The following is a 19,680-nucleotide window of genomic DNA, read 5'->3' as shown; positions in this document are numbered from 1 at the left end:
CCTGGCTTGCACGATAAGACCACAAAAATGAGGGCCGGCGTTGCTGCCGGCCCCCTGAAGACATCAGACCGAGAGAGTTCAGTACCTCGCGACGACGGGGTTGGCCCCTCCGAAGCGGTAATTGAAGCGCACGGTGAGCATATCCACGTCCTGGGTGATCCGGTCGTTTACAAAAGCGGCAAGGCGCGGATCGGCGACCGTGAACGAATTATTTCGGTGCCCCATGAATAGATGATCGTATTCGAGTCCCACCGACCAATTCGGGGTGAAGCCATACTCGAATCCGACACCGATGACACCGCCCCAGCGGGTTGCGCTTTGCGCCGCGAGCTCGGCGCCGGTCGCAGTATCAAGCACGCTGAGGCGATTGTCTGTCACCGCAGCGCCGCCCTTCACGTAGAACAGTGACGCATTCCAGGCGTAGCCGATCTGGCCGGTGAAGAGGCCGATGGCGCTCGTTTTGGCGCGCGTGGAGAGCGTCGGATCGAACAGGCTGACGCGCTGATTGCTGAGATCCGCCCAATCGCCCTGAGCCTCCAGACCAAACACCCACTGGCTGGCTTGCCAGCGGTAACCGAGCTGGCCACCGATGACGCCACCGGATCGATCACGGCAGCCGGAAGCGACGGCGACGCCAGCCGCGTCAAGGAAATCCACGCAGTTGTGGTTCTGCGCCCAGCCACCATTGCCGCCGATATAGAACCCGGTCCAATTGTAGATTGGAATAATCGGTGCCGGTGGCGGCGCCTTCACGGCCATGTCGGCAGCCATGGCGCTCCCCGCCGTGCACAGCGCCACCAGACCAACGGTTGTCAGCAAAAGTCTTTTCATCATGCTCTCTCCTTGCCGGCCGCTTTTTGATTGCTCGAACGGCGGCTTGTTGCACTGCAATCATCCCCCAACTTCCAGCTGAAACTCTACGGGCGAGGGTACAAACTCCCCGTGCCAAAATGGCAACACTCAAGACATTTCGAACCAGACTCCGGGTTGCCTCGCCAGCAGAGTCGAACGACCGGCGCCAGTATGCGAAAGCACCAAAAGGCAGCCGCCCGCTCCGAGCCGCCTCCGGTCATCAGCATCAGTCACCATGATGGACCGCTTATTTCTCCGGGTCGCGCTTGGCGTCCTGGCCGGCAACCTCGTCGCCTTGGTCTTGCTCTATCCAGGACGGAATGTCGCTCGAGGGGATCAGCCGTCGCGGCAAAAAGGGATTGAGCGTGCCTGCAAACACGATCAATCCCTCATTGAACTTCTCTCGCGCGAAAGCCCGCGCCTCGGCTTCGCTCTCGAATGTGCGTGTCTCCCGTGGGCTTCGCCTCTTCGGCAAGGTCCCACGCTTCTGCACCTCGAATGTTACGTACCAGGTCTGCGGCATCCGCCAGCTTCCGGATCGCGATCAAGCAGACATATGCCGGTGAACGATGATCGGTGAGATCATGTCGGCGTCCTAGTTGCGCCGCTCTTCACGGCGCTCCGTGCGCCCTGTACGCCTTTCCAGGCGGCGTTCAGTCCGGCCCGTGCGCCGTTCCTGACGCCGCTCGTGGCGGGCTCCCCGCCTCTCCTGGCGTCGCTCCATGCCGATCGTCTGAGCCGGCACTTCTGTTCCTAACAGCACCGTGCCGGATGTCGCCAATCCGAGCAATGAAAGAGCCCCGCGACGATCCAATCGTTCAGGCCTTGACGTTTCACTCATGTCAGTTACTCCCGATCTTGAGGACGTTTGTAGGCGAAGCCTCGACGTGCATTCGTTGATCAGTATCAACGGCGGGCACCCCACTCCGCAGCGACGAACGGAGACGCTCACCAGACCTGGTTGCCAAACCAGCCGTACTGCGGAGGTCGCGAGACGAGCCGGATATTTCTTTCAATGTGCCTCCTCACAATTTTGTTCTGACGCTGCGGCTTCGCATCAGCCTTTGCCGACGGACGCGCTGGCGGTCGTTCGGCATCGAGGGCTCCAAGCCGAGCAAATGCCTCGCGCGCGCGCGTCTGTGGCAGGTCGGCGCCCGGCGGGGCGGCGAGCTCGACCTTGGGGACGTCAACCGCCACGATCGTGGGCCGGCTAGTGTCGAGAACGATCCGTTCGGGCAACCTCAAATCAGAGTGGATGCGGATAGTGGAGGAGCGCGCAACGCCATCGTGTATAGCGGGCCGGACCGGGACAAAGGCATCCGCAACGAAGAGCATCGCGAGCAACGCACCGCCGACATAGAACAGATATCGTGAGATAGGCATTGTCGGCGCCATCGCCGCCGCAGATTTTCGTCTGGCAAGCAACGGGCCACGGCGGCAGAATTGGCGAAGCAACGCAACCTGCATGGACGTGGTTGCCTAAATCGAGCCGCCGCCGCTTCCGCCGCGGCGCGCCCCTGGTGAAACACTTGCTGAGGCATGGGCGACGCTTCGTGGTAAGCGCACGCACGCTGCAGCGGACTAATGTTCACCGCGCCCGACGCGGTTTCGCTTGAGCCAGATCAACGAATGGAATTATCGCAACACCGCCTCGCGTTAGTGCCGCATGGCATATCAGTGTCAGTGACATGCCCCTTGGTACAATGGCCGGAAGGGCAATTGCAGAGATGTGGCACGCAACGCAGAATTCTCACCGCGTACATCGAGCTTCTGGCAGGGAGGGCCGATGATGAGTCAATTCGAGCTGAGTTCGCGCGCAGCACTTTGCCGGCAGCTTGCAAGCCAGGATCCGGCAAACCAAATAGTCTGGATGGCCGAGGCAAGGAGCTGGTCACGCCAGGCCGCCGAGGCGCTTCATGATGAGCACCAATTAAAAGGTGGCATCACCGCCCGATTGTTCTTCGCGTTCAGCAAATTGGTCGAGGCGCAACACGAGCCTACAAACGAAACAGCAGACATGATGAAGAGCAGGTCGAGAGGCGTCATGCCGTCTCGGAGCTTGTCGCCGACTGCCTGACGCATTCCAGCAAAAAGCGCTCGCACGATTGCATACTTCGCTCCAGTGTGGAGAAGCCGTCCCACGTGACAGCGCGCTTTCCGATGCGACCCGGCGGGCTGCACTTTTCAGACGTCGGAGCGTCCTCCTCCAGATTCACTTAACTCGCTCCGAACTGGATCCGGCGAATTCGAAGAGGAAGCGGACTCGATTTATTTCAATCCCTTGATCTAAAGCAAGTCGGCGGCCCAGTGCCGGGATGGTGTTGTAGCGTTAAACTTCATTTTTGGAGAACGTCCATGAAGTCGATAAGCGCAAGGAAAATTGCCGTTGCCGTCGCCGCGCTCGTATGCGGCACGACGCTGTCCATAGGCTGGACCGACCAAGGCGGAGTTTCGCTGAAGGTCGACAAGGCGCAAGCGGCGACGCGATTGTACGTCACTCCCTCTTATCGCGGACACTACTACACTAACGAGAGTTTGCCCTGGTACGCTGTTCGGGCCTATTACTTCGGCGGACCGTGGAGCTACGGCTATAGCGGCTGGACCGACTATGCAGCGCGCAACGGCATCGGTTGCGTCCCAGGCTCGTTGGTGAAGGGCGGTGACGGCATCATGTATGTCTGCCAATAGAGCTTGATAGCGGCGCGATGGACGGCGCTCATCAAGCCGCCCGTCGCGCTAAGCTGCGTTCCGAGATGGGCGACTGAGGGGGGAGGATACCATGACCTATGTTCTGGTCGTCATCAGCTGGCTCGGCGTCGCGAACGGCGCCGTAGTCTCGACGCAAGAATTTTCAAGCGCAGAGCGTTGCGAAGCAGCCCGGACGGCGCTGATGGAATACGCAAAAGCGCGCAGTACCGACGAGACGCTCAGGCCACTCTGCATACAGAAGTAAAAAAGCGACGAAAAGTGTGACGCATGCACCCGACCCCGACTGAAATCGTTCTGGTGTTTCGCCTTCGCTAACAGCTTCACGATTTCCACGGTTCGTTGATCTTGATCAATGGTCCGAGCGCCAGTCCATGGAGCGATCCAAATTCACTCTCACAGGCGGAGACTATCATGAAGCGTGGTTTGGTCACAAAGCTATCACTCGCGGCTGCCGTGGTCGCCCTTGGAGTGTCCGGCTCGATCGACTGGTCGGTCGACGAAGGCCTTTCGCTCTCGCTCGGCCGGGCTGAAGCACGGGTCGGGCGGCCCTTGACACCCGTATCAGTCGCTGGCGTAGCACGGCGCACCACCAGGCGCGCGGTCGTCGGCGGCGCGGCGGTCGGTGCAGCCGCTGTCGGCACGGCATGTGTCCGCGTTCTGATCAATGGCAGCTACGTCTGCCGCTGATAGCCGTCGTTGCCGGCTCTGAACACCGCATCCTGCCGGATAATTTTTCTGCAGGATGTGCGGTTTCGGGCTTCGGAGCGCGATTGACGTGGCCGGATGCGAGCGGCAATGCACCGACCAAATCCTCGTTGGGCCACTGCAGATTTTTCAGTCTCCCAGCGGCCCTTTGGCGTCCCCGTCGCTTCCCTTCAGCAACTCGTATTTGATCCGCCGCATGCGTGCCTGGGCTTCGAGCGGCTTGCAATAGGCAGTTGACGCTGCGAGCAGGTCGATGGTGGCGAGAAACGCATAGCGCGACGCCGTCGGCTTGAGCGCGTCGGGCGCTTCGGGCACGTGCACGCCAAGCGCAATATCGGCGATTGAGGCCAGCCTGCTTTGCGGCTTGGTGATTGCCACGACCAAGGCGCCGTATTGCTTGGCGATACTGGCTGCGTCGATCACTTCGTTCGCCGCACCGGTGGTCGAGATGGCAACGACGACGTCATCCCGCCCGAGGGTCGCCGCGATCATGCGCATCAAGCTCGGGTCAGAGGCATGCGAGACGGCAATCCCAAGACGAAAGAACCGGTTCTGAACTTCCGCCGCCGCAAGAGTGGAACCGCCCCCCACCCCGAACGCTGCAAGCTTCGAACAGCGGGAGATAGCTTCGGCAGCCCTCTCGATGTCCTCCTTGCGAAGTCCCTCCTCGGCAGCGGCAATTGCACGACGAATTTCCTGAAACACCGACCGCCACAGCGCGGGGCGCGCCAGATCGGTCCCGACATGCGGGGGAAGCTCAACGTAGATCCGCCCAACCGCCATTGCTTGAGCCAGCCTCACCTTGAGGTCCCGGACGCCCCGGCAACCGACGGAGCGGCTGAACCGGGTGACCGTCGGCTCGCTCACGCGCGCCCGACGGGCCAGCTCGGAATTGCTGGCGTGAACGGCAAACTCCATATCGGCCAGCAGCACCGCTGCAACGCGTTGCTCGGACGGGCTGAGGCTTGGAGCGCTCTGCCTGATGAGCGAGATGATGTCGCCGACCACGACATTGTCGTCGCCCGACGGCTTCGAGATCGCTGCATCAACGGCTCTCGTCGGATGATTTCGCTTTGCACGCGCCATTGCCGCCCTTCCCCAGGTCAGATCCACCTGCGCCCTTGGCAAGAAGCTGCCGTAAGAAACCTTCAGCATCCGACCAAACGTATATCGGCATGCCCCATCAAGAACAGCATTTTCCGCTTGATAATTGCCAAATTGTGTATGTAACTTTCAAACAAGCAATAGCGTGCCATCAGCCCAACAGCTGAAAGGCACATCCCCTGCACCGGGAAGCAGGCGGTTCAACAAGGCGGGAGGGCGATCATGAGATACGGTCCAAGTGTCTTGATGCGTGGCGTCGTGGGGCTGGTTACCGCGTCATTCTTGATTGCGCAGGCTACTGCCGCCACCCTGCTGCGCGAAGCCACCATCGGAGAACCGCCGCCGCTCGATGTCATGCTGACGACAGCCGATGTGGCATCGGTCATCGGCCGCCACATCTTCGAGACCCTGTATGCGCTGGACTCAACCTATACGCCGCGTCCGATGCTGGCCGAGAACGATCGGACGGAAGACGGCGGTCGGACCATCGTCATCAAGCTCCGCGAGGGTGTCCTCTTCCACACCGGCAAGGAGATGACCGCCAAGGACGTGGTCGCCTCGATGACGCGATGGGGCAGTTTCGGTGCGCGCGGCAAGCTCCTGATGGCGGCGGCTACGTCGGTCGAGGCGACCGGAAAGTATGAAGTCACGCTGAAATTGTCCGCGCCGAACGGCGCCTGGAAGGCTCTCATTGCGGACGTCAATGGCGGTCTTGCGATCTATCCGGAAGACATTGCCGCCAAAGCGGGAAACCGGCCGATCGAGCAAAAGGACTATATCGGCACCGGGCCTTACAAGTTCGTGGAGTGGCGGCCGAACCGCTACGTCGAGGTGGAAAAGTTCGACGGCTACAAGCCGTTGAAGGAAAAGGGTGACGGCTTCGCCGGCGCCCGCCTTGCGAGCTTCGACAAGATCCGGTTCATTCCGGTGCCTGACGTCGGCACGCGCGTGAGCGGCGTGCAGGCGGGCGACTACGACTATGCGGAAATGATCTCCGGCGATCTGTACGAGTCCCTGAGCAAAGATCCATCGGTTCAGGTGCAGCGTACCAACGCGCCGATCTTCGGCCTTTTTTTCATGAACTCGAAGCAAGGAATCCTGAAGGACAATTACAAGCTCCGCCGCGCCATCCAGACCGCGTTGGACAAGTCGCAGGCGCTGCGCGTCGCCTTCGGTCCCAAGGACCTGTGGAATGCCGAAGGATCGATCTTTCCCAACGGCACACCCTGGTACTCGACGGACGGCGCCTCAAATTATAGTGCGCACGATCCGAAGAAGGCCAAGGAGCTCGCAAAGGAGGCGGACTACACGGGGGCGCCGATCCGCCTGCTGGTCTCGACGAACTATCAGGCACACTATGACGAAGCCTCCGTCTTCACCCGCCAGCTGGCCGATGCCGGCATCAATGTTCAGATGATGGTCGTCGATTGGGCGACTCTTCTGAAGATGCGCGGCCAGCCGGAACAGTGGGACATCTTCGTCACCCACCATTCCTTCGCGCCCGACCCGCTGCTGCTCACGTTCCTGAATGCGAGCTATCCCGGATGGTGGGACAGCCCCGAGATCGGCTCGCTTCGGGCTGAGTTGATCAACACGACCGATCCAGCCGCGCGCAAGTCGACATGGGACAAGATCCAGTCGCTGATCTATGAGCAGGTACCCGTGATGAAAGTAGGCGATGCCTACACCTATGACATTGCGTCTCCCAAGCTCAAGGGGCTCAACCCGAACGGTCCCGTGTTCTGGAATGTGTCAACGAAGTAAGGACGGGCAATGAGGCCGCGAGGACTGTCGAGCGCCGGCGCGCATCGTTGCCGCTGATCAGGCGCACAATCACATGTGGTCTTACGCATTCAAGCGCGCAGGAACGACGGCGGTGACGCTGGTGGCAGCGTCCATCATCATCTTCGCGTTCATTCATATCGTGCCAGGTGACCCGATCTATGTTCTGCTCGGTGACACCGCGACTCCCGATCAGATCGACGCCTTGAGACACCAACTCGGTCTCGACCAACCGATCATCCTGCAATATTTCACTTGGGCCGGCCATGTGCTCGAGGGCGACCTCGGGCGGTCGATCTTCTTCCAGGCACCCGTGCTGTCGGTGATTGCCGATGGCGCCGAGACCAGCACCTTGCTCGCCACAATGACCATGATCTGGGTTGCGGTCATCGGGGTGCCGATCGGCATGATTGCGGCAGTCCGGCACGGCACGTGGCTCGATCAGGGATTGTCCGGCGGGGCGATGCTGATGGCCTCGATACCCACGTTCTGGGTCGGGCTCTATCTGATCCTGATCTTTGCTGCATGGCTCGGCTGGTTTCCGAGCTCCGGTTATCCGTCGATCTTCGAAGGCGGTGTCGTCAATCTTCGCTATCTCGTCCTCCCCAGCCTGGCGCTAGCGGCTCCGAATGCCGCCTTGATCCTGCGGCTGACGCGCGCCAGCATGCTCGACGTCTCCCGGGAGGACTACGTGCGCACGGCGCGTGCAAAGGGAATCCGGCCGTGGCAGGTGGTGCGCCGCCACATTTGGCGTAATGCACTCCTGGCGGTCGTCTCGGCCTTCGGCTTCACCTTCGCCGCACTGCTGTCCGAAGCGGTGGTGACCGAAACCGTGTTTGCCCTGCCCGGCATCGGCCGCCTCGTCGTTCAGTCGATCCTTCGTCGAGACTACCCTGTGATCCAGGGCGTCATCCTGGTCATCGTGGTGGTTTATCTCCTGATCAATCTGATCGTCGATCTGAGCTATCGTCTGCTCGATCCGCGGGTCGAGCTCCAATGAGCAGCAACAGCGTGACATTGTGGCTCAGGCCGTTCACCGCCCGCCCGATCGCGCTGGCCGGGCTCGGGGTCCTTGTGGCGACTGTGCTCGCCGCGGTCTTCGCGCCCTGGCTGTCGCCTTACGATCCGTATGCCATCGATCCCCTGATCCGTCTGATGCCCCCGAACGTGACCCACTGGTTCGGCACCGACCAATTCGGCCGGGATACTCTCTCGCGCACCATTCATTCATCACGCATGGCACTTCTGATCGGCTCGGGCGTGGTGGTCTTCGCCCTCGCAACGGGCGTTCCGGCCGGCGTACTTTCCGCTCTGTTTCCGCGGCTGGGTCACCTGCTGATGCGCATGGTCGACGTGCTGATGGCCTTTCCGACTCTGCTTCTCGCACTTGGGCTGATTGTCATCTTGAGCCCGAGTGTGGGCACCGTCATTCTGGCCATCGGGCTCGGCTACATGACGACGACGACCCGCATCGTCTACGGACTGACACTGCGCTTGCGCGCGGAAACCTATGTCGAGGCATCCCGCAGCATGGGTGCCGGAACGGCATGGCTCATTAGCAGGCACATCTTGCCGAACCTTGTCTCACCGCTTCTCGTACAGGCCAGCTTCGTCTTCGCGTTCGCGCAGCTCGGCGCGGCTTCACTCGATTTCCTGGGCCTCGGCGCGCCGCCGGACATTCCGAGCTGGGGCAATATGCTGGCGGAATCGCGCACCTTCATCACGCGCGCTCCGTGGCTGCTCTTCTTTCCGGGCATGATGATCGTGGCGACGGCATTTTCTCTGAACCTGGTCGGCGATGCATTGCGCGATCGACTCGATCCGCGGTTCCGTCAGGTCTTTGGTGAGAAGGGTTAGGCCGTGCTGACAGTTTGCGACCTTACGGTGTCAGTGGGGCCGGAGACCGCGCCGGTCGACATCGTCGCGGGCGTGTCCTTCAGCCTGGCCAAGGGCGAGATCCTCGGCCTCGTCGGCGAGTCCGGCTGCGGAAAGAGCATGACCTCGCTTGCAGTCATGGGATTGCTGCCGCAGCCCGGTCCCCGGGTCCGGGCCGGGCGGGTCCTGTTGGAGGGCTGCGACGTAACGCAGCTGCAGCCCTGGCAACGTGTCGAAGCGGGCCACGGCCGCATGGCAATGATCTTTCAGGAGCCGATGACCTCACTGAACCCGGTTCGCCGGATCGGCGATCAGATCGCGGAAGCCGTGCGTGTGCATGAGGGAATTCCGGGCGCAGCGGCGCTCGCCCGTGCACGCGAACTGCTCGAACTGGTGCGTTTGCCTGACCCCAAAATGCAGCTGTCCGCGTATCCGCACCAGTTGTCCGGAGGCCAACGCCAGCGGGTCATGATCGCGATTGCGCTGGCCTGCCGGCCACAGGTGCTGGTCGCCGATGAACCGACCACAGCGCTGGATGTCACCATACAGGTTCAGATTCTCGGACTCTTGCGCGAGCTCTGCAACCGGCTGGATATGGCGATACTGTTCATCACTCACGACATGGGAGTCATTGCGCAGCTCGCCGATCGCGTCGCCGTCATGTACGCCGGCCGGATCGTGGAAACCGCGGCAGTCAATGCGCTGTTCGGCGCACCGCGTCACCATTACACCCGCGGACTGATGGATTGCATGCCGTCGCGAAATTCCGGCGCGCGCCGGCTGCCAACCATTTCTGGTCAGCCGCCGCTGCCAGGTACGGTCGCTGCTGGCTGCGTGTTTGCCCTACGTTGCGCAGCGGTGCGCGATGAGTGCCGCGTGGCGACCCCGCCTCGTCTGGAGGCCTCCCAAGGACACGAGGTGCTCTGCGCATTTCCGCTTGCCCGCGGGGAGCTGCCATGAGCGGCAATGTCATCCTCGATGTCCGGGACATGATGGTCTCGTTCAGTGCCAGGCGAGCCGGTCGGAAATACCGGGTGGAGGCGGTGGATGGTGTATCGCTATCGCTAGCCGAAGGCGAGGTCCTCGGGATCGTCGGCGAGTCCGGTTGCGGCAAGACCACGCTGGGCCGAACCCTCGTCGGGCTGGTCCAGCCCGACAGCGGCAACATCAATTTGAAGGGAACCGAAGTGATCCGAGCCGGCGGCTCCGGCCTCCGCGAGATGCGTCTGAACGTCCGAATGGTTTTCCAAGATCCCAATGCATCGCTCAACCCGCGGCGCACAATTGGAGATTCGGTGGCGGAGGCGGCCGACATCAGCGGCTTCTTCAAGAGCCGCGCCGAGCGCAGCGCGGGCATAGCTGCCACCTTGACGGCCGTCGGGTTGAACCCGTCTTTCGCCGCCCGCTATCCCTACGAACTGAGTGGCGGGCAACGGCAACGGGTTGGAATCGCACGCGCCATTCTTCCCACGCCGTCCATTATCGTCGCCGACGAGCCGGTCTCGGCCCTCGACGTTTCCGTGCAGGCGCAGGTGCTCAATCTGATGATGGATCTGCGTGACCAGTTGAGACTGGCGATGCTCTTCATCTCGCACGACCTTGGCGTGATCGGACAGATCAGCAGCCGCGTTGCTGTCATGTATATGGGCCGGATCGTGGAGCAGGCCGGGACGCGGACGGTGCTGGATCATCCGCTCCATCCCTATACGCGCGCGTTGGTGGCAGCAATTCCGAAGCCGGATCCATCGAGGCGGATCCTGGGCGCGATCGAAATGGGTGAACCGCCGAGCCTCTTCACACGACCGCACGGTTGTGCATATGCGCCCCGCTGTCTAATGGCCAGCGATCGCTGTCTCGTCGATGTGCCACAACTTCGATCTGTCGGTGCGGACGGTCGGACAATCGCCTGCCACAACGTATAACCAGCGAGTGCCGCGCGGCGAAATCACGCAACGCCTACGATTGATTTCTCCTCTATTCGAGCGTTCCCATTCACGCGGCGGCAGTCCGCGACCGCCATGCGGCAGGCGCATGCAAATTCGGGAAGCCCGACGCCTGTTGCACCGCGATGTTAATCGCGACGCAGCATTCAAAATGAGACTGCCCGTTAAGCCGCGCACAGCTCCGATACGTGCGCTGCTTCGGAGTTCGGTTAGCCTCCACTTCAAGAACCGTTGGCCCTGCCCGAACGCCGCACGACGCGGCGGACGCGCCAGGGCGCGGTGAAAAACAGCGACAAGAACGCCAAGGGAGGAGAGCAATGTTGAAAGGCAGTCTAGGACTGATCGCGTTGAGCAGCCTGTTACTTTCGGGCACCGCCTTCGCACAGGAGAAGATCAAGGTCGGCGTCACCGCGACGCTCGAAGGCACCTACACCGTGCTCGGCGAGGACGGTATCCGCGGCTTCCAGACGGCCCTCAACGTGCTCGGCAAGAAGGTCGGCGACAAGGAACTCGAATTTGTCATCGCCTCGACCGACGCGACGCCCGACTCCGCCGTACGAGCCGTGCGCAAGCTGATCGAGCAGGACAAGGTACAGATCCTGCTGTCGCCGCTCTCCGGCGACGAAGGCATCGCGGTCAAGAATTTTGCAAAGACCCATCCCGAACTGACCTTCATCAACGCCGCCTCGGGGGCCCAGGAAACGACCTATGTCGATCCCGCTCCGAACTTTTTCCGCTACAACATGGACGGCGCGCAGTGGCAGGTGGGCCTCGGAAAATACGCTTATGACGAAAAGAAGTATCGCAAGATCGCGACCGTCGGCGAAGACTACTCCTTCATCTATACGCAGGTGTTCGGCCTCGTGCTCGAGTTCTGCGGTGCCGGCGGACAGGTCACCAACCGGCAATGGGTACCGCTCGGCACCAAGGACTTTGCCTCGGTTATCGCCGCACTGCCCGACGACGTCGACGCAATCTATCTCGGCCTCGGCGGCGCCGATGCCGTCAACTTCCTGAACCAGTACCAGCAGGCCGGCGGCAAGGCGCATCTGATGGGCGGCTCGATTATGATCGACCAGACCATCCTGTCGTCCAAGGGCAACGCCAAGAATGCCCTGATCGGCACGCTGGCCGCGAGCGGCCAGGCTGACACCTGGGAGAACCCGAGTTGGCAGAAGTTCGTGAAGGACTATCAGGACGCCTTCCCGGCCAACAAGCGCTTCCCCAGCCCATCGCTGCTCGCCACCAACTATTACGACTCGACCATGGCGCTGATCCTGGCGCTTCGTCAGGTCAACGGAGACCTCTCCAACAACCAGGCCAAGTACAAGGAAGCCCTCGCCAAGATCGAGATCGACGCACCCAATGGCAAGATCAAGCTGGACTCCAACCGCCAGGCGATCGGCACCAACTTCGTCACCGAGGTCGTCGACGACGGCAAGGGCGCACTGTTCTCAAAGGTCGTGAAGGTGATCCCGAACGTCAACCAGACGCTGGGCTACGATCCCGCAGTGTTCGCTAAAATCGGTTTGCCGAGCCGCACAGTACCGGAATGTAAGAAATACTGACCTAGTCTCGTTCGCGAGCGATGACCGACCGGGGAGAGATTTGCCAGGACGCGACACGTGCGCCCTTGCATTCTCTCCCCGGTTGTTGAACGCTACCAAAAAATACCAAGAGCTTTTGGGAGGAGAGGCATGAGCCGGGCGCTCGCCGTCTTCCACGGCCGCTTTGGCCGGGCGACGGTCTATCAGTTGAACCGCCCTTTCAACATCCACGCACATCGCGAAGGTCATTTGATCTTCCATGTGGGTGGGCGTTCCGCATGCATCGATGTCAGCGACGGACGTTACGAGCTCACAGAAGGTTCCGTCGTCGCGGTCAATCCGTGGGAGCCGCATAATTTCCTGCCATCCGATCTCGAGGGCGGCGCCGTTTTCTTCGTGCTCTACGTCAATGCAGAGTGGTTCGCGCCCGACGCGCCCGGCGCCGACCGCCTGCGCTTCGGCCGTACCCAGTTCACGCGGTCAGTTGCGCTCGACAAGCATATCAGGCACGCAGCCGCCCTCGTGTGCGGCGCCCCCTCGCTCAACAGCCTCGATGGCGAGCTGAGAAGTCTCATCGACATCTGTTATGACGAAAGCTGGCAACAGGCCGCGACCGCGCGCGATCCGCGCGCAAACGGCTTCGTCACGGATTTTCGTGTGCGCAAGTGCATCAAGATGATGTCGGAGAGCCCCGGCGCCGAGATCGAGCTCGACACCATCGCGCGCGAATCCGGCCTGTCGCGGCCGCATTTCTACCGGCTGTTCCGCACCCAGACCGGCGTCACGCCACACCTCTATCTCAACACGCTGATGATGGAGCAGGCGCTGGAGGCGCTGGTGGCGAGCGAAGCCCCGATCGCCGATATCGGCTTCGATCTCGGTTTCTCGTCGCAGAGCGGATTCACCCGCTTCTTCGCCGCCAATGTCGGCATGGCGCCGACCGATTATCGCCGCGCGGCCAAGGTTTTGCGCGCCTGACCGCGCGCGAAAAGATACTCACGATCAAACGCCTCTGTTACAGCCGCATTAGGATAGGCCAAACGCGGTCCCGAAAAGAGGATCGCGCTCGATAGGGAGCGGACGTTCATGGCAGGGCTTGCGGCCGGCAACGGTCTGCGCGCCCCACCGTCCTGCTTGCGGGATGAGAGATGGGGTGACGTGAAGACGGAGCGGCGATCATGACCCGCTTTGTCGAACGCCATCCCGCCTGGGCACTGATCGTCATCATCGCGATCGCGGTGGCGCTTTGGCTGATTTTCGCAGTGTGGCCGCAGGGCCTTGAAGATGCGGTCGGCCGCAAGCGGGTCTTCCTCAACGCGCTCTTCAACGGCATCACGCTCGGCGGCCTCTATTTCCTCGTCGCCAGCGGTTTTACGCTGATCTTCGGCCTGATGCGTAACGTCAACCTCGCACACGGCTCGCTCTATTTGTTCGGCGGCTATGTCGGCTACGCCATCAGCGCCGCGACCGGCTCGTGGGTCCTCAGCTTCATCGTCGCTTTCATCCTGACGGCACTGGTCGGCGTCCTGCTCCAGGTCCTCGTCTTCCGCCGCATGGAAGGCCAGGACTTGCGCCAGACCATGGTGACGATCGGACTCTCGATCGTATTCGCCGATTTGATGCTTTGGGCCTGCGGCGGCGATTTCTATCAGATCCAGACCCCGAACTGGCTGATCGGACCTGTGGAGCTGCCGCTGGTCACCGCGGTCAAATCCTCAGGCGAGCCGGTCTATCTCCGCTATCCCATGGTCCGACTCGTGATCTTCGCCGCCTCCGTCGTGATCGGCGTGGCGATGTGGCTGGCGCTCAACCGCACGCGCATCGGCATGATCATCCGCGCCGGGGTCGACGATCGCGACATCCTGGCGGCGACCGGAGTGCGGATCCAACTCGTTTTCGTGGTGGTGTTTGCGCTCGGCGCCGGCCTCGCCGGCGTCGCCGGCGTCGTCGGCGGAACGTTCCAGTCGCTCTCGCCGGGCGAGGATATCCGCTTCCTGCTCGCCTCCCTCGTCGTTGTGATCGTCGGTGGGATGGGCTCGATTCCTGGGGCTGCGTTGGGCGCGCTCATCATCGGCCTCGCCGAACAGCTCGGCTCGGTCTACATCCCGACCTACGCCATAGTCGTGACCTTCCTGATCATGGTTTTGGTGCTGGCAATTCGGCCGCAGGGCCTGCTGGCGAGGCGCTGACATGTCCCTCGCTCACGACGCCCGCGTCCCGGTTCGTCCCGCCGCTGCGGTGCAGCGCTCGAAATTGCGCGGATGGCCGGAGATCGAAAATCCGGCGGCCTGGGCCGTCGCGGCCATTCTCCTGATCATGCCGCTGATCGCCAACGGCTTCTTCCTGATCGAGATCTTTGCGACCACGCTGATCCTCGGACTCATGGCGCTGAGTCTGATGTTTCTTGCCGGCTATGGCGGCATGGTCAGCCTGATGCAGCTCACCATCGCGGGTTTCTCCGCCTATATGGTCGCGGTGTTTGGCGTCAGCGGCAACGCCAACATCAGTCTGGGCTGGCCGTGGTGGCTTGCGGTCCCGATGGCGCTTGCGCTCGCGACCATCTTCGGCACCCTCGGCGGCGCGCTGGCGGTGCGCACCGAGGGCATCTACACCATCATGATCACGCTCGCGATCGGCGCGGCGTTCTATTATTTCACCAACCAGAACTGGGCGATCTTCAACGGCCATACCGGCATCAATACCGTTGCCACACCGCATTTCTGGGGCGTCAACTGGCGCGCCGACATTCCCTTCTACTATATCGTGCTCGCGGTAGCCGCGCTGTGCTACTTCGCCGTCGACTACATCTCCCGCGCACCGTTCGGCCTCGCGCTGCAAGGTGTACGCGATAATCCCCGCCGCATGGCGGCACTTGGCTTCAACGTCAATGCGCATCGCGTCGCGGCCTACGCCTTCGCGTCCTTTGTCGCGGCGCTCGCAGGAGTGCTCCAGGTCTGGAATTACCGGCAGATTTCGCCGGGATCCGTGAGCGTCGGAGCCTGCATCGATATCCTCATCATCGCAGTCGTCGGCGGCATCACGCGCCCTATCGGACCCTTTATCGGCGCGCTGATCTTCGTGCTGCTGCGCACTTTCGCACTCGACTTCCTGGTCAAGCTGGGGCTCGACGGCAACCGCTTTCGCCTCCTGATCGGCCTCGGTTTCCTCGCCATCGTGTTCTGGTCCTCGGACGGCGTCATCGGGCTCTGGCAGAGCTGGCGGCGCCGCCAACGCTCCGGCGCGGCAAGTTCAAGCGGGCGTCATGGCCGGGAATCTGGCCAAGGATCCACCCAAGGATCCACCCAAGGATCCACCCAAGGATCCCGCCATGGATAGCGTCGCGCAACGTCTCTCTGTCGTAGGCGCAGGCGCGGCGCTGGAGCTGCGCGGCGTGACGCGTCTGTTCGGCGCGCTCGCGGCACTCACCGACATCACCATTACCGTCCGCCCCGGCGAACGGCGCGCCGTGCTTGGCTCCAACGGCGCCGGCAAGACCACGCTGTTCAACTGCATCACCGGCGACTTCCCACCTTCTTCCGGCACCATCCGCTTCTTCGGCGAGGACGTCACGCACTTCCCGCCCTATGAGCGCATCCGCCGTGGCCTGCGCCGGACCTACCAGATCTCCGCGCTGTTTCCCGGCCTCACCGTCCAGGACAATGTCTACCTCGCCTGCCGTGGCGTCTCACGGGGGCGCTTCTCGTTCCTCCGCCCCGGTCAGAACGATGCGTTGATGCACGCGGCCGAAAATCTCGTGCAGGCCGTCCATCTCTCGGGTGTGAAGGATCAGCGCGTTGCCGAGCTCGCGCATGGCCAGCAGCGCCAGCTCGAGATCGCACTTGCGCTTGCCGGCGCGCCGCGATTCGTCCTGTTCGATGAACCGGCCGCGGGACTGTCGCCGACCGAGCGTGCCGAGCTGATCGAGATATTGACGTCCCTGCCCGCGCATATCGGCTACATCATCATCGAGCACGACATGGACGTGGCCCTGCGGGTCGTCGAGAGCGTCACGATGATGCACAATGGGCGGATCTTCAAGGAAGGCCGTCCGCAGGAGATCGAGTCAGATCCCGAAGTGCAGGAGCTTTACCTCGGAGGCGGCCATGAATGAGGTCCGCCGTACCGCCGCCGCGCTCGAAGTCCGTGGGCTGGACGTCTATTACGGCCATTCGCATGCGCTGCAGGGCGTGGATCTGACGCTCGAGGCCGGCGTGTTCTCGGTCGTCGGCCGCAACGGCATGGGCAAGACCACACTGTGCAAGGCCATCATGGGGCTGGTGCCGGTCAGCGGCGGCTCGATCCGCATCCGCGGCGATGACATCACCCGGCAGCCGCCCGCCCACATAGCCCGGCTCGGCGTCGGCTACGTTCCGCAGGGACGCCGGCTGTGGCGCTCACTAAGCGTCGACGAGCATCTGCAGCTTGCCGCCGGCTTGCGCCGCGGCGCCTGGACGGTCGAGCGCATCTACAAGACGTTTCCGCGGTTAGCCGAGCGCAAGGATCACGGCGGCGGCCAGCTCTCCGGCGGCGAGCAACAGATGCTTGCGATCGCCCGCGCGTTGCTGACCAACCCGCGGCTCCTGATCATGGACGAGCCCACCGAGGGGCTCGCGCCCGTCATCGTGGCCCAGGTCGAGGAGATGCTGCTACAGCTTGGCGAGGACGGCGACATGTCCGTGCTCGTGATCGAGCAGAATATCGGCGTGGCTACCGCCGTGTCGCGCAACGTCGCGATCATGGTCAATGGTCGCGTCAACCGCATCATCGATTCGGTGCGGCTTGCCGCCGATCGCGAACTGCAGCAGCGCCTGCTCGGTGTCGGAATGCACGCCGGACTCGAGCTCGACCTCGACGTGCCGCCAGCGGATACGGAAGCGAAGCCTCCTTCGCAGCAGACCCGTCCAGGCGGCGCGATCCGGATCTACATGTCCAACCCGACGCCGCCGACACGCTGGTCGCAGCCCGTGCCGATCGCCCGCATCGAAGCTGCGGCCCGCACGTTCTCGACACAGGTGATGCGACTCGACGAAACGGCACGGCGACGACGCGAACCGGCCGCGACGCAAACGCAGGCCTCTCCGGTCGTGCTCGTCGTCGGTACGCTCGATACCAAGGGCACGGAGCTCCGCTTCATCCGCGACATCATCGCCGGGACCGGCCTGCGAACCCGATTGGTCGATATCTCCACCAGCGGCAGGCACGCGGCCAGCGACGTCTCCGCCCAGGAGATCGCCTTGAACCATGGTCGCGGCGGGTCGGCGGTATTCGGACCCGACCGGGGCGCCGCCGTCACCGCGATGGCCGAGGCCTTCGCCAGCTGGCTGCGGCGCCAGAGCAATGTTGCCGGCGTGATTTCGGCGGGCGGCTCGGGCGCAGCGTCGCTTGTCGCGCCGGGTATGCGGACGCTTCCTGTCGGGGTGCCGAAGCTCATCGTCTCGTCCGTCGCCTCCGGCGACGTCGGGCCCTACGTCGGCCCCGCGGACATCACCATGATGCATTCGGTTGCGGACGTGCAGGGCCTCAATTCGATCTCACGCGCTGTGCTGGCCAACGGCGCCAATGCGCTGGCCGGCATGGTCAAGGCGCGCCTTGACCAGCCTGCACGGAAGGATCGCGGCGACAGCGGATTGCCGGCGGTCGGCATCACCATGTTTGGTGTCACCACGCCCGCGGTGCAGAAGATCGCCGCCGACTTGCTCGAGGATTTCGAGTGCCTCGTCTTCCACGCCACCGGCGTCGGCGGACGCTCAATGGAGAAGCTAGTCGATTCCGGGCAGCTCGCAGGCGTCATCGACCTCACGACCACGGAGGTCGGCGATCTCCTGATGGGCGGCGTATTCCCGGCCACCGACGATCGCTTTGGCGCCATCATCCGCAGCCGGGTGCCTTATGTCGGCTCGGTGGGCGCGCTGGACATGGTGAATTTCGGTGCCCCCGAGACCATCCCGGAACGCTACCGCGGCAGGAAGTTCCACGTCCACAACCCGCAGGTCACCCTGATGCGGACCACGGCGGAGGAGAACGAGCGCATGGGGCACTGGGTCGCCGACCGGCTCAACCGCATGGACGGCCCGGTGCGCTTCTTCCTGCCCGAGGGCGGCGTCTCCGCGCTCGACGCGCGAGGACAGCCATTCTGGGATCCGGACGCGGATGCGGCGCTGTTCCGAACGCTGGAGCGCAACGTGCGGCAGACCGCCAACCGTCGGCTCATCCGCGTTCCCAAGAACATCAATGACCCCGAGTTCGCCTCCACCATTGTCAGCGCGTTCCGAACATTGTTCGGCCGCACCGGGGCGCGCCGGAGACTAGCGAGGTGACCGATGGCCCGGTTTGAACGCGCTGCACTGTTGAAGCGCTTCCGCGACATGGCAAGGCGCGGCGAGCCCATCGTCGGCGGCGGGGCCGGCACCGGCTTGTCGGCCAAATGCGAAGAGGCCGGCGGTGTCGACCTCATCGTCATCTACAATTCCGGCCGCTACCGCATGGCCGGCCGAGGCTCGCTCGCGGGATTGATGGCTTACGGCGACGCCAACGCGATCGTGCTGGAGATGGCCGGCGAAGTGCTGCCCGTCGTCACCAGAACGCCAGTGCTCGCCGGCGTCAATGGCACGGATCCGTTCCGCGACATGGATCTTTTCCTGGACCAATTGAAGGCGCTCGGCTTCGCCGGCGTGCAGAACTTTCCAACCGTCGGCCTTATCGACGGCGTCTTCCGTGCCAATCTCGAAGAGACCGGCATGTCCTACGCGCTCGAGATCGACATGATCGCAAAGGCGCGCGAGAAGGACCTGCTGACGACGCCCTACGTCTTTAGCGAGAAGGAGGCCGCCGCGATGGCGATCGCGGGCGCGGATATTATCGTCTGTCATCTGGGCCTGACGACGGGGGGGACCATCGGCGCGCAGACCGCACACAAGCTGACTGATTGCCCAGCGCACATCGACACCTGGGCCTCCGCCGCGCTCGGCGTCAACCCGGACATTCTGGTGCTCGCTCATGGCGGACCGATCTCCGATCCTGACGATGCCGATTTCATCATGAGGAACACACGCAATTGCCACGGCTTCTACGGCGCCTCCTCGATGGAGCGGCTGCCGGTCGAGCGGGCGCTGACGGATCAGGTTCGCAAATTCAAGGCGATCGGCGCGCGATAACGCCGAAAG

20 protein-coding genes are annotated in these 19,680 nt (G+C 62.8%); 16 read left to right on the top strand and 4 right to left on the bottom strand.

All coding sequences use genetic code 11. The features are described from left to right. Nucleotides 1–78: 78 nt before the first annotated feature. From ABIB66_RS03815 to ABIB66_RS03805, 3 genes are all read right to left on the bottom strand, one after another. Nucleotides 79–834 carry an outer membrane protein gene (locus ABIB66_RS03815; RefSeq protein WP_275167809.1) on the bottom strand — a complete coding sequence of 252 codons (756 nt, stop codon included), beginning with the start codon at nt 832–834 and terminating at the stop codon, nt 79–81. Nucleotides 835–1,099: 265 nt separating this feature from the next. Next, a complete protein-coding gene (locus ABIB66_RS03810) occupies nt 1,100–1,375 on the bottom strand; it encodes a hypothetical protein (RefSeq protein WP_275167514.1) in 276 nt (91 codons plus the stop codon). Nucleotides 1,376–1,800: 425 nt separating this feature from the next. After that, the gene (locus tag ABIB66_RS03805) at nt 1,801–2,319 is read right to left on the bottom strand and encodes a hypothetical protein (protein WP_354204443.1); all 519 of its coding nucleotides are present in this window, start codon (nt 2,317–2,319) and stop codon (nt 1,801–1,803) included. A gap of 319 nt (nt 2,320–2,638) precedes the next feature. On the opposite strand from ABIB66_RS03805, the gene ABIB66_RS03800 reads away from it, so the two are divergent. The 4 genes from ABIB66_RS03800 (at nt 2,639) to ABIB66_RS03785 (ending at nt 4,248) form a co-directional block, all read left to right on the top strand. Next, the gene (locus tag ABIB66_RS03800) at nt 2,639–2,929 is read left to right on the top strand and encodes a hypothetical protein (protein ID WP_275167516.1); all 291 of its coding nucleotides are present in this window, start codon (nt 2,639–2,641) and stop codon (nt 2,927–2,929) included. Nucleotides 2,930–3,207: 278 nt separating this feature from the next. Next, nucleotides 3,208–3,540, top strand: a complete 333-nt coding sequence (locus tag ABIB66_RS03795; protein WP_275167517.1) for a hypothetical protein — start codon at nt 3,208–3,210, stop codon at nt 3,538–3,540. 91 nt (nt 3,541–3,631) lie between these two features. Next, nucleotides 3,632–3,805 (top strand): hypothetical protein, encoded by a 174-nt coding sequence (locus ABIB66_RS03790; RefSeq protein ID WP_354204446.1) that lies wholly within the window; start codon nt 3,632–3,634, stop codon nt 3,803–3,805. Nucleotides 3,806–3,972: 167 nt separating this feature from the next. After that, the gene (locus tag ABIB66_RS03785; protein WP_354204448.1) at nt 3,973–4,248 is read left to right on the top strand and encodes a hypothetical protein; all 276 of its coding nucleotides are present in this window, start codon (nt 3,973–3,975) and stop codon (nt 4,246–4,248) included. Nucleotides 4,249–4,395: 147 nt separating this feature from the next. On the opposite strand, the gene ABIB66_RS03780 is transcribed toward ABIB66_RS03785, so the two are convergent. Beyond that, the gene (locus ABIB66_RS03780; protein WP_354254154.1) at nt 4,396–5,421 is read right to left on the bottom strand and encodes a MurR/RpiR family transcriptional regulator; all 1,026 of its coding nucleotides are present in this window, start codon (nt 5,419–5,421) and stop codon (nt 4,396–4,398) included. Nucleotides 5,422–5,592: 171 nt separating this feature from the next. Between ABIB66_RS03780 and ABIB66_RS03775 the strand changes: the two genes are divergently transcribed. The 12 genes from ABIB66_RS03775 (at nt 5,593) to ABIB66_RS03720 (ending at nt 19,671) form a co-directional block, all read left to right on the top strand. Further along, on the top strand, nt 5,593–7,134 hold the full coding sequence (locus ABIB66_RS03775) for an ABC transporter substrate-binding protein (RefSeq protein WP_354204452.1): 1,542 nt from the start codon (nt 5,593–5,595) through the stop codon (nt 7,132–7,134). A 73-nt stretch (nt 7,135–7,207) separates the two neighbouring features. Continuing rightward, nucleotides 7,208–8,152 (top strand): ABC transporter permease, encoded by a 945-nt coding sequence (locus ABIB66_RS03770; protein ID WP_354204454.1) that lies wholly within the window; start codon nt 7,208–7,210, stop codon nt 8,150–8,152. Then, nucleotides 8,149–9,009: an ABC transporter permease gene (locus tag ABIB66_RS03765; RefSeq protein WP_354204456.1), complete on the top strand. Its 861-nt coding sequence runs from the start codon at nt 8,149–8,151 to the stop codon at nt 9,007–9,009. The genes ABIB66_RS03770 and ABIB66_RS03765 overlap by 4 nt, the downstream gene beginning before the upstream one ends. Before the next feature lie 3 nt (nt 9,010–9,012). Beyond that, nucleotides 9,013–9,987: an ABC transporter ATP-binding protein gene (locus tag ABIB66_RS03760; protein WP_354204458.1), complete on the top strand. Its 975-nt coding sequence runs from the start codon at nt 9,013–9,015 to the stop codon at nt 9,985–9,987. Further along, entirely contained in the window at nt 9,984–10,949 is a 966-nt protein-coding gene (locus ABIB66_RS03755; RefSeq protein WP_354204460.1) for an ABC transporter ATP-binding protein, read from the top strand. Before ABIB66_RS03760 ends, ABIB66_RS03755 begins: the two co-directional genes overlap by 4 nt. Before the next feature lie 338 nt (nt 10,950–11,287). Next, a complete protein-coding gene (locus ABIB66_RS03750; RefSeq protein ID WP_275167525.1) occupies nt 11,288–12,538 on the top strand; it encodes an ABC transporter substrate-binding protein in 1,251 nt (416 codons plus the stop codon). A 129-nt stretch (nt 12,539–12,667) separates the two neighbouring features. Next, nucleotides 12,668–13,495: an AraC family transcriptional regulator gene (locus tag ABIB66_RS03745; protein ID WP_354204463.1), complete on the top strand. Its 828-nt coding sequence runs from the start codon at nt 12,668–12,670 to the stop codon at nt 13,493–13,495. A gap of 200 nt (nt 13,496–13,695) precedes the next feature. Further along, nucleotides 13,696–14,706, top strand: coding sequence for a branched-chain amino acid ABC transporter permease (locus tag ABIB66_RS03740; protein WP_354204465.1), 1,011 nt, complete (start codon nt 13,696–13,698; stop codon nt 14,704–14,706). A gap of 1 nt (nt 14,707) precedes the next feature. Next, a complete protein-coding gene (locus tag ABIB66_RS03735; protein ID WP_354254152.1) occupies nt 14,708–15,853 on the top strand; it encodes a branched-chain amino acid ABC transporter permease in 1,146 nt (381 codons plus the stop codon). Beyond that, on the top strand, nt 15,846–16,628 hold the full coding sequence (locus ABIB66_RS03730) for an ABC transporter ATP-binding protein (protein WP_007593014.1): 783 nt from the start codon (nt 15,846–15,848) through the stop codon (nt 16,626–16,628). Before ABIB66_RS03735 ends, ABIB66_RS03730 begins: the two co-directional genes overlap by 8 nt. Continuing rightward, nucleotides 16,621–18,834 carry an ABC transporter permease gene (locus ABIB66_RS03725; RefSeq protein WP_354204469.1) on the top strand — a complete coding sequence of 738 codons (2,214 nt, stop codon included), beginning with the start codon at nt 16,621–16,623 and terminating at the stop codon, nt 18,832–18,834. Before ABIB66_RS03730 ends, ABIB66_RS03725 begins: the two co-directional genes overlap by 8 nt. A gap of 3 nt (nt 18,835–18,837) precedes the next feature. Then, nucleotides 18,838–19,671: a phosphoenolpyruvate hydrolase family protein gene (locus ABIB66_RS03720; RefSeq protein ID WP_275167529.1), complete on the top strand. Its 834-nt coding sequence runs from the start codon at nt 18,838–18,840 to the stop codon at nt 19,669–19,671. The last annotated feature ends 9 nt before the right edge of the window (nt 19,672–19,680 follow it).

The organism is Bradyrhizobium sp. F1.13.3 (genome assembly GCF_040548265.1).
In the GTDB taxonomy this organism is placed as follows: Bacteria; Pseudomonadota; Alphaproteobacteria; order Rhizobiales; family Xanthobacteraceae; genus Bradyrhizobium.
Note: the sequence above shows the minus strand (reverse complement) of the source record. Positions and strands in the feature narration are given on the sequence as shown.

Coding starts and splice junctions, on each gene's coding strand:
- ABIB66_RS03815 (WP_275167809.1), bottom strand. CDS start 834: ATGATGAAAAGACTTTTGCTGACAACCGTTGGTCTGGTGGCGCTGTGC.
- ABIB66_RS03790 (WP_354204446.1), top strand. CDS start 3,632: ATGACCTATGTTCTGGTCGTCATCAGCTGGCTCGGCGTCGCGAACGGC.
- ABIB66_RS03755 (WP_354204460.1), top strand. CDS start 9,984: ATGAGCGGCAATGTCATCCTCGATGTCCGGGACATGATGGTCTCGTTC.
- ABIB66_RS03735 (WP_354254152.1), top strand. CDS start 14,708: ATGTCCCTCGCTCACGACGCCCGCGTCCCGGTTCGTCCCGCCGCTGCG.
- ABIB66_RS03800 (WP_275167516.1), top strand. CDS start 2,639: ATGATGAGTCAATTCGAGCTGAGTTCGCGCGCAGCACTTTGCCGGCAG.
- ABIB66_RS03765 (WP_354204456.1), top strand. CDS start 8,149: ATGAGCAGCAACAGCGTGACATTGTGGCTCAGGCCGTTCACCGCCCGC.
- ABIB66_RS03730 (WP_007593014.1), top strand. CDS start 15,846: ATGGATAGCGTCGCGCAACGTCTCTCTGTCGTAGGCGCAGGCGCGGCG.
- ABIB66_RS03740 (WP_354204465.1), top strand. CDS start 13,696: ATGACCCGCTTTGTCGAACGCCATCCCGCCTGGGCACTGATCGTCATC.
- ABIB66_RS03810 (WP_275167514.1), bottom strand. CDS start 1,375: ATGCCGCAGACCTGGTACGTAACATTCGAGGTGCAGAAGCGTGGGACC.
- ABIB66_RS03780 (WP_354254154.1), bottom strand. CDS start 5,421: ATGCTGAAGGTTTCTTACGGCAGCTTCTTGCCAAGGGCGCAGGTGGAT.
- ABIB66_RS03775 (WP_354204452.1), top strand. CDS start 5,593: ATGAGATACGGTCCAAGTGTCTTGATGCGTGGCGTCGTGGGGCTGGTT.
- ABIB66_RS03805 (WP_354204443.1), bottom strand. CDS start 2,319: ATGCAGGTTGCGTTGCTTCGCCAATTCTGCCGCCGTGGCCCGTTGCTT.
- ABIB66_RS03720 (WP_275167529.1), top strand. CDS start 18,838: ATGGCCCGGTTTGAACGCGCTGCACTGTTGAAGCGCTTCCGCGACATG.
- ABIB66_RS03745 (WP_354204463.1), top strand. CDS start 12,668: ATGAGCCGGGCGCTCGCCGTCTTCCACGGCCGCTTTGGCCGGGCGACG.
- ABIB66_RS03785 (WP_354204448.1), top strand. CDS start 3,973: ATGAAGCGTGGTTTGGTCACAAAGCTATCACTCGCGGCTGCCGTGGTC.
- ABIB66_RS03750 (WP_275167525.1), top strand. CDS start 11,288: ATGTTGAAAGGCAGTCTAGGACTGATCGCGTTGAGCAGCCTGTTACTT.
- ABIB66_RS03725 (WP_354204469.1), top strand. CDS start 16,621: ATGAATGAGGTCCGCCGTACCGCCGCCGCGCTCGAAGTCCGTGGGCTG.
- ABIB66_RS03795 (WP_275167517.1), top strand. CDS start 3,208: ATGAAGTCGATAAGCGCAAGGAAAATTGCCGTTGCCGTCGCCGCGCTC.
- ABIB66_RS03770 (WP_354204454.1), top strand. CDS start 7,208: ATGTGGTCTTACGCATTCAAGCGCGCAGGAACGACGGCGGTGACGCTG.